6 protein-coding genes and 1 pseudogene are annotated in these 8,430 nt (G+C 31.0%); all 7 read right to left on the bottom strand.

Features of this window, described 5'->3' with window-relative positions; translation table 11 throughout:
* Positions 1-473: pseudogene (locus tag AB1Z17_RS04685) on the bottom strand (FAD-dependent oxidoreductase); the annotation flags it as partial.
* An 82-nt stretch (positions 474-555) separates the two neighbouring features.
* Positions 556-1,458: a gliding motility protein GldN gene (gene gldN / locus AB1Z17_RS04680; protein WP_368050637.1), complete on the bottom strand. Its 903-nt coding sequence runs from the start codon at positions 1,456-1,458 to the stop codon at positions 556-558.
* 10 nt (positions 1,459-1,468) lie between these two features.
* Entirely contained in the window at positions 1,469-2,998 is a 1,530-nt protein-coding gene (gldM, locus tag AB1Z17_RS04675; protein WP_368050635.1) for a gliding motility protein GldM, read from the bottom strand.
* 48 nt (positions 2,999-3,046) lie between these two features.
* Complete coding sequence (gene gldL, locus AB1Z17_RS04670; RefSeq protein ID WP_368050634.1) at positions 3,047-3,688, bottom strand: gliding motility protein GldL; 642 nt, start codon at positions 3,686-3,688, stop codon at positions 3,047-3,049.
* Between the two features lie 37 nt (positions 3,689-3,725).
* A complete protein-coding gene (gene gldK / locus AB1Z17_RS04665) occupies positions 3,726-5,087 on the bottom strand; it encodes a gliding motility lipoprotein GldK (protein ID WP_368050633.1) in 1,362 nt (453 codons plus the stop codon).
* A gap of 112 nt (positions 5,088-5,199) precedes the next feature.
* A complete protein-coding gene (locus AB1Z17_RS04660; protein ID WP_368050632.1) occupies positions 5,200-6,360 on the bottom strand; it encodes a formimidoylglutamase in 1,161 nt (386 codons plus the stop codon).
* A gap of 46 nt (positions 6,361-6,406) precedes the next feature.
* Positions 6,407-8,430 (bottom strand): DNA topoisomerase (locus tag AB1Z17_RS04655; RefSeq protein WP_368050631.1); only part of this gene is annotated, 2,024 nt, incomplete at its 5' end.

Raw genomic sequence — 8,430 nt, 5'->3', positions numbered from 1 at the left:
TTTTTATTTGTTAAATAATTTCTATAATCATCTAATAACAATTTTGTATCAATTCTTCCCGTATTATTTAATTTCCCGTACCCAAAATCTGCAATTACTCCAACATGTTTTTTATGTATAATTTCAGCATCCATATAGTCTGAAAGTAATGGTTTATCACTTGCAATAAACCAATTATTTTGTTCTTCTATTGATTTAAATATGCGATAAATATCAACTGAATAATGGTATATTGAATTGAATTCTTTTTCTAATGCTTCATAAAAAGGGATTGCAATTTTGAGCTGATTTATAGCATCCCAAACAGGTGTAAAACGTTTTAAAATTACAGGATTATACATTCCTCCTGCAACTATAGATGAATTTTGGGAGTTATCTTCAAAAATTACGAACGATTTATTATGCTTTTCTAACTCTTTAGAAAAAGCTAATCCTGCCAAACCCAAACCAACTATTATATAATCTACTTGCATTTTATAAAGTTATATTAAACGAAAAAAAGCTGTTTACAAAGTTTAAACTTTGTAAACAGCTTTTAATTTTTTTAGAAATGTTTTAATAATTCCACATGTCTAACTCTTTATTTCTAATTTGATCTTTAATTTTGTTAGACTCTAAAACTTGAAATAAAGAATTCCCTTTTACATAATCAGAAACATCACGATCTCCAAAAATATTTTCTTCTCTATAAATAATTGAATTAAATCTTCTTGCGTTTAATATATGATCGAAAGAAATTGGAAATGCTGAATTTTTAGGGTTGAAAACTTTCATTTCGTGCAGTAAATTTCTTGCATCTGGAAACCAAACCCAAAATAATGGTAACTGCTCTGTTATATCAATATCTTCTCTCCCCATAGTTTGTACATCTGGAGCAATTGGAGCTAAGGCTAAAAGTCTGTACTTTAATTCTCCTTGGCGTTTATCGAAATACCATAGACCTTTAATTTTAAAACCTTCAATGTCTTGAGAAGTTAAATTTATTTTATCAATATATTCATTAATATCAAGTGCACCTGCGTTTAATTCATCAAAACCAGCATCTGTAGTATCAACTCTAAATAATTTTCTATTTATTTCAGCTTTGGTCATTTTTGCTGTAAAATAGGAATCATCATAAACTTCAGTAATTTCATCATTTTTAATACCTCTAAGCAGCGTATCAAACAAAGATCTTCGGTTACCAGCCACAGTAGTAGTATCAACAGGATAATATAACGGTAAATTAATACGTTCGTTTAAATCTAAATATTCCCAAACTACTTTAGACCATAAAATATCTCTATCATCTACATAGCCATAATCTAAAGGTCGGTCGTTATCAACAGCTTTTTGTTCAGCAGTTTTTTTTCCAATATCGGAAGGTCTTTTAGCATTTAAAAGATTAGATTGTGCAAATGTTGTTTGAAACAACAAAAACGCCAAAATTAAGATTCCAATATTTTTCTTATTCATCATTTATTTCAATTTATTGAATTTCAACACTTACTGGAGAAGCATTTTTAATTTTATAACCACTATTTCCTACTAACGAAGATTTTATATCAAATATTGTAACTATATCACCTCTTTTAGCCTTAGCAATGGCTTTTTTTGCGGCAGCATCCATTCTATCTCCTCTAACAACAACTGCACCTTGTCCAAGAACTTTAATTGTAAAACCAGTAGTTGTTAATTTTAAATCAAAATCAAAATCAGGTAATTCTGCTCCAACAGTTGCGTTTACTAAACTAGAATTAGGCATTACAACATGACCAGATTCTTTTCTAATAGTTCCTTGCGGAGAAGGAATATCTTTAATTCTAAAATTTTGAGACGAACTTACTGTTTGCCCGTTTGGCAATGTTCCAGAAACTCTAATAGTTACTTCTCTCCCAGAAGCAGGTGTCATAATATATTTTCCTGAACCTCCTGTTTTATTTAAACCTGTAGCTGTTGCTCTCACTAAATTGTCAGGAATTCCAGGAATAGAAATCGTCATTGGGTTTGGCACACCCCTATAAACAACATTCATTTTATCCGCTGAAATTACAGCACTATTTGGTTTTGGAATAACTGCATAGGTACTATTTATTTCAATTTCAACTGGTTCTCCATTTTCTATAAAAACAAATTTTCCTTTTACTTCACGCTCTCCAACTCCACCGGCAGGAAAATCTAATATAGCACCTCCATCTTCAATTTTAGTAATTTTATTTCCATTAACTATTACTTCTGATGGTTGTAAAGAAGCATCATAACGACCTAATACAATTTTCCCTTTAAAGTTTTCGCCTTGAAAAAAGGCAGACTTTTCTGGAATTAGAATTGTTTTATAATTAGACATAGAAACATCACTTTCTAATTGCCCTCCTAATAAGGTACTATAAATTTCAGATTCGGTGGTTTTAATATCCATTTGCATAGATGTTAAATTGGTAACAGTAGATATTAAAGGAAAACCTTCGTATCTATTGTTTAACCAAGGTTGTGTACCTATTCCCTTTTTTTGATCTGAAGTATCGAATCGTTGATTTATTACCGCACTTAACGGATTATTTTCTCCTAATAACTCTAAAATACTATTTTTATAAGCATTAATTTGATTCAAAAATTCTTGACCCTCTTCTGTATAAGAATCTTTTACAAAAAAGTGTTCGTCAACAAGGTTAGATTGATCCATTGTTTCATAATTTTTAGAATCTTCTAAATCTTGCACAAAAAACATTTTTTTTGTTTCTAAATACGTCGTAAAATCTTTTGAGAGTTGATTGACAGTATTTGCCTTCGTATATAAATCGGCATATTTTTCTGGTTGCTCCTGTGCTTTTGTTGCTAAATTAGCAAGTGTTTGATTGTTTTTTTCTGTAGCTGTTAAATTGTTTTCAACGAGCTTTTCATTCATAAAACCGAAAGCTGATAAAACTTCTCTAGACATGTTCATTGCTAACATAGCAATAAATACTAAATACATTAAGTTTATCATCTTTTGCCTTGGTGATAATTTACCTGAAGCCATTTTAATTAGTTTTTTTGATTAATAATTTATTTTAAAATAAACAACTAATTATTTATTTGACATTGCAGATAACATACCTCCATACACACCATTTAATGATGATAAATTAGTAGCTAACGATTCCATTTGTTCTTTTAATTTTCCAGCATTTACGGTTACTTGCTCATTTATTTCAGCTTGTCTGCTCGTACTATCTAACTGTACCTTATACAAACTATTTAAAGATTCCATTTGTGCCGCAGCTAAAGACAATTGTTCACTATACTTATTTGTTGCAGCTATAGAATCTACTGCTGGTGCAATATTTTCGGCGGCTCCTTTAAAATTCTGAATACTATCTCCTAAACTTTTCATTAATCCAGCATCTAATTTTGCATCTCTTAACATATCATCTAATTTTTGAGATAATAAGCTTTGGGCCTCTCTAGCTTCAGCTTTGTCTTTATCTCTTAAATTTCCACCAGCCAATTCTGGGTACACTAAAGACCAATCTAAATCTTCATCTACAGGTTCAAAAGCAGATATTGCAAAAATAATTGCTTCTGTAATTAAACCAATAGCTAACATTACGTTACCCGTAAGAAAACCAATACTATAATGTGTTAGTTTAAAAAGAGCTCCAATAATTACAATTGATGCTCCAAGCCCATAGGCCATATTAAATAATTTTTTAGTATTTTTCTGTGCCATAATTCTGAATATTAAGTTTGTTTATATGATTGTTAATTTAATTTCCTTCAATGTCAGTTCCTAAAAAGTCTTGTACCGTTCTAAAGCCAATATAACTTCTGGCTGAATCGGCATATTCGTAATCTCGTGTACTTACTTCTAAAAAATAAGCAACATCTTTCCAAGAACCTCCTCTTATTACTTTTCTATGATTTTTATCTATTTCTACATTAGGATTCATTGTAGAACCTATATAATAAGATGCCTCACTATAAGCTGTATTTGTCCATTCTGCAACATTTCCTGACATATTATAAAGTCCATAATCGTTTGGAGGGTACGACTTTGCTTCAACGGTGTATAAAGCACCATCAACTGCATAATTACCTCTAGTTGGTTTAAAGTTTGCTAAAAAACAACCTCTATCTGTTGTTGGATAAGGATTACCCCACGGGTAGGTTGCATTTTCTAAACCTCCTCTCGCAGCATATTCCCATTCTGCTTCTGTAGCTAACCTAAATTGAGGTACTTGTGTAGGATTTCTTTTTGCATTTAAATAATCGTTCTTCTTTTTTGTTCTCCATTTACAAAATGCTTTAGTTTGCATCCATGAAACACCAACTACAGGATAATCATTATATGCCTGATGGTAAAAATAATCTTGATGCATTGGATCGTTATACGAATATTTAAAATCACGCACCCACACGGTGGTATCTGGATACACATTTACTGTTTCTTGTTTTATAAATTCTCTTCTACTTCCTTTATTTCTAGCTGCAGCTTCTTGATCTAGCCAATAATAGGTAAACTTTAATTTATCTACATTTAACATTCTTCTTCCTTCAAAACTATCTTCAATAGGAGTTAAAATAGAATCAATCATAACTTCGGCATATTCTTCACTTGGAAACTCGTGAACATTCCAAATAATTTCTGAATCCCAATTTAACATTTTGCCTTGTGTTGGTGAGTTCAGGTCGCCTAAACTTCCATAGGTTTTCATCATATATTTTTGATATGGAGACATATTAGTAGAATCAATATTTAAAAACTTGTATTCTTCTAATACAGGTTCTCCATCAAAAGACATAAGTTCTGAAAATAAGGCGAGTTCTGTTCTAACAATAGAATCTCTTACCCAATGCACAAATTCTTTATATTCACTATTTGTTATCTCTGTTTCATCCATATAATATGGACGTACAGTTACAGTTCTTGCTGGGGAATTAAGTGAACCTGCAACATCTTCACTTTGCTTACCCATTGTAAAAGATCCACCAGGAATTAGTGTCATACCCAACGGTCTCTCTGAGTGCCAATTACTTGAAGATTTAACTCCAACTAATTCTCCTTGATCATTTGAACCGCAACTGACTACCACCAATGCTAGTAAAATATACAATGATATTTTCTTCATATTAATTTATAATTCTTTTAGGCAAACGTATTACTAATTATTTTAAAATACAATATTTAATTTAATCTGTTTTAAACTAAAAAAAATTGATTTTAGTATTTAAAATACTTATTTAGTTTAATTTTTTAAATGTTTGCATCCATCTTTCAGGAATTTCTTGGTTACTTGCACTCACATAATCTTGATATGTACAAGGTATTAACGCATGTCTTTTAAATTTATTATTATTACTTATTTCTATTTCCATCCACCATCTTCCACTCTTGTTGCTTTTATAAAAATTTAAGACTTGATCTTCAATTGGAACAATAAACTTTTTATACTGATCTTTTAATCCAAACGGATAGTCATTTGCTCTAAAATTAACTCCTTCAATAAAATACCAAATCATTTGAGAAATTAATTGAGCAGTCTGATTTTTAATGTCTAAAATTGGATTGTATTCGAAAATACCGAACGACGAAACCTTATCACTAATTCCAGCATATCTAGCAATAGCACAAATATCCGTTCCTGAAAGTCCGTTTGGACTTGCATTATTATTTGCTGGTGCATCTGCGTTTTTAACAGAAGATAAATCTACACTAACAATATCTGCATCTCTTAAAATTGGTTCAACTATTTGAATTGAATTTAGAACTTCACCCAACCTAACTGTGTCAAAATATAAACTTTCCAGTAAATCAATTTCCTCTTGTGAATTAAAATAGGTTTGGTATCCAATATTGCAAAAATTAAATAAATTATTAGGCGGATTCATAACAACCTTACTTAAATAGGATTGTGAATTTAAAGCATCTTCTATAGAACCTAAGTCAAATTTATTATCTACTGCTACAATATTAACAGTTTGCTCTAAAGTATCATAGGCTCTGTAATTTGCATAAGTAAGCTCTTGCCCTCCTCCAATAATTATAGGTATGATTTTATTTCTGATTAAATAACTTACTAGTGTATTAACAGCAAAAAATGTATCTTCTATTGTATTTCCCTGTTCAATATCACCTAAATCTGCAACATTTATTGGCCAATTACCTGGAAATAATTTGTACAACTCTTTTCTTAATTCGTTCAAGGTTGTACCAGTTCCATTATTATCAACAGCACCACGCCCTTCTAAGACACCTATAATTGCAATTTTTGTAGTTGTTAAGTCTGGGAAATTATTCTTATTAGCATATATTTTAACACATTGCCCAAATGCGCTATTGGGTTGCATTTTGGCATATGCTACTAATGTATTATCTACAGGTTTAAGATAATCGAAATTCATTCTCAGGGGTTAAAGTAGTATAATTGTTGGCAAGATACTAAAAAAATTATTTTTTAGTCGTTTTTCTTTTAGTTGTTTTCTTTTTTGGAGCTTTCTTTTTTGGAGCTTTCTTTTCTATTATTTCTTTTACCTCTTCAAGTGTTAGCTTAGTTGCATCAATTGTTTTTGGCAATTCAATTTTAATTTTTCCTTTTAAAATATTTGATCTTCCCCAACGTGCTTTTTCAACTCTAATTCCTTCTTCCTCCCAATTATGAAGCACCTTTTCTATTTCTTTTCTCTTTTTATCTTCAATTAATTCTTCCAGATCTGACTGAGTTAAATTATCAAAATCGTATTTTTTATTAACATTGATAAAAATATTATTCCATTTAATAAAAGGACCAAATCTACCTACACCTTTTTGTATTGGTAAGTTTTCATACGTACCAATTGGTGCATCTGCTTTTTGTTTTTCTTGAATTAATTCAATGGCTCTGTTAATATCTACCGACATTGGATTTTCGTCTCTTGGAATTGAGACAAACATAGTATCAAATTTAATATAAGGTCCAAAACGTCCATTGGCAACAATTACATCATTCCCTTCATAGCCACCAATTTTTTTAGGAAGCTTAAACAAATCCATTGCCTCTTCATAGGTTATAGAAGTTAAGGTTTGATCTGGTTGTAGACTTGCAAATTTTGGCTTTTCTTCGTCTGTAGCTTCTCCAATTTGAACCATTGCTCCAAATCTACCCAAACGTGCATATACATTTTTACCACTTTCTGGATCTATTCCTAATAATCGCTCTCCTTTTGCTCTTTCAGCATTTGCAGCTACATCTTCAACTATTGGATGAAATTTATTGTAGAAATCTTTTATCATAGAAATCCAATCTTCTTTTCCTTCTGCAATAGCATCAAATTCAGACTCTACTTTTGCTGTAAAACCGAAATCTAAAATATTTGAGAAGTTTTCTACTAAAAAGTCATTTACAATATTTCCAATATCTGTTGGAACTAATTTCCCTTTATCTGAACCTACTTTTTCAGTTAAAACTTTAGAAACCACTTTTCCTTTGGTTAATTTTATTTGTGTGTAGTCTCTGTCAACCCCATCAATTGTTCCTTTTTCTACATATTCTCTGCGCTGAATTGTTGAAATTGTTGGTGCATATGTTGATGGACGTCCAATTCCTAATTCTTCTAATCTTTTTACCAAAGCGGCTTCTGTAAATCTGTAAGGTGGTCTTGAATATCTTTCTGTAGCTACAATATTTTTATTGATTAAGGTATCTCCTGTTGCTAAATTAGGAAGCATTCCTTCTTGTTCTTCATCTTCATTATCTGTACCTTCTAAATACACTTTTAAGAACCCTTCAAACTTTATCATTTCACCATTAGCTGTAAAAATAGTATTGTTATTCGAATTTGAAATTTTAACATTGGTACGTTCTAATTGAGCATCACTCATTTGTGAAGCAATGGTTCGTTTCCAAATTAAGTCGTACAATCTATCTTGATCGTAATCAACAGAAACCGACTGTTGACTCATGTTTGTAGGTCTTATTGCTTCGTGCGCTTCTTGTGCGCCTTTAGATTTAGTACTGAAATTTCTTGGTTTGCTATAGTCTTTACCATATGATGAAATTATTTCCTCTTTTGCTTCATTTTTAGCATCATTAGAAAGGTTTACACTATCTGTTCTCATATAAGTAATTAAACCTGCTTCATACAAACGCTGTGCAATCATCATAGTTTTTGCAACCGGAAAATATAATTTTCTGGAAGCTTCTTGCTGTAATGTTGAAGTTGTAAATGGTGCTGCTGGAGATTTTTTCGCAGGTTTTTTCTGCAAATCTTCAACTTTAAAATTTGCGTCAATACACGAATTTAAAAATGCTTGCGCCTCTTCTTTTGTGTCAAAATTCTTTGGTAAATTAGCTTTAAACTTTTTACCTTCAGAATTGGTAAATTCTGCAACAACTTTATAGGTTGCAACTGGTGTAAAATTGGCTATTTCAGGCTCTCTTTCAAGTATTAATCTAACTGCAACTGAGTGTAATCTCCCGGCAGACAAGCCTCCTT

The organism is Lutibacter sp. (assembly GCF_040883305.1).
In the GTDB taxonomy this organism is placed as follows: Bacteria; Bacteroidota; Bacteroidia; order Flavobacteriales; family Flavobacteriaceae; genus Lutibacter.
Note: the sequence above shows the minus strand (reverse complement) of the source record. Positions and strands in the feature narration are given on the sequence as shown.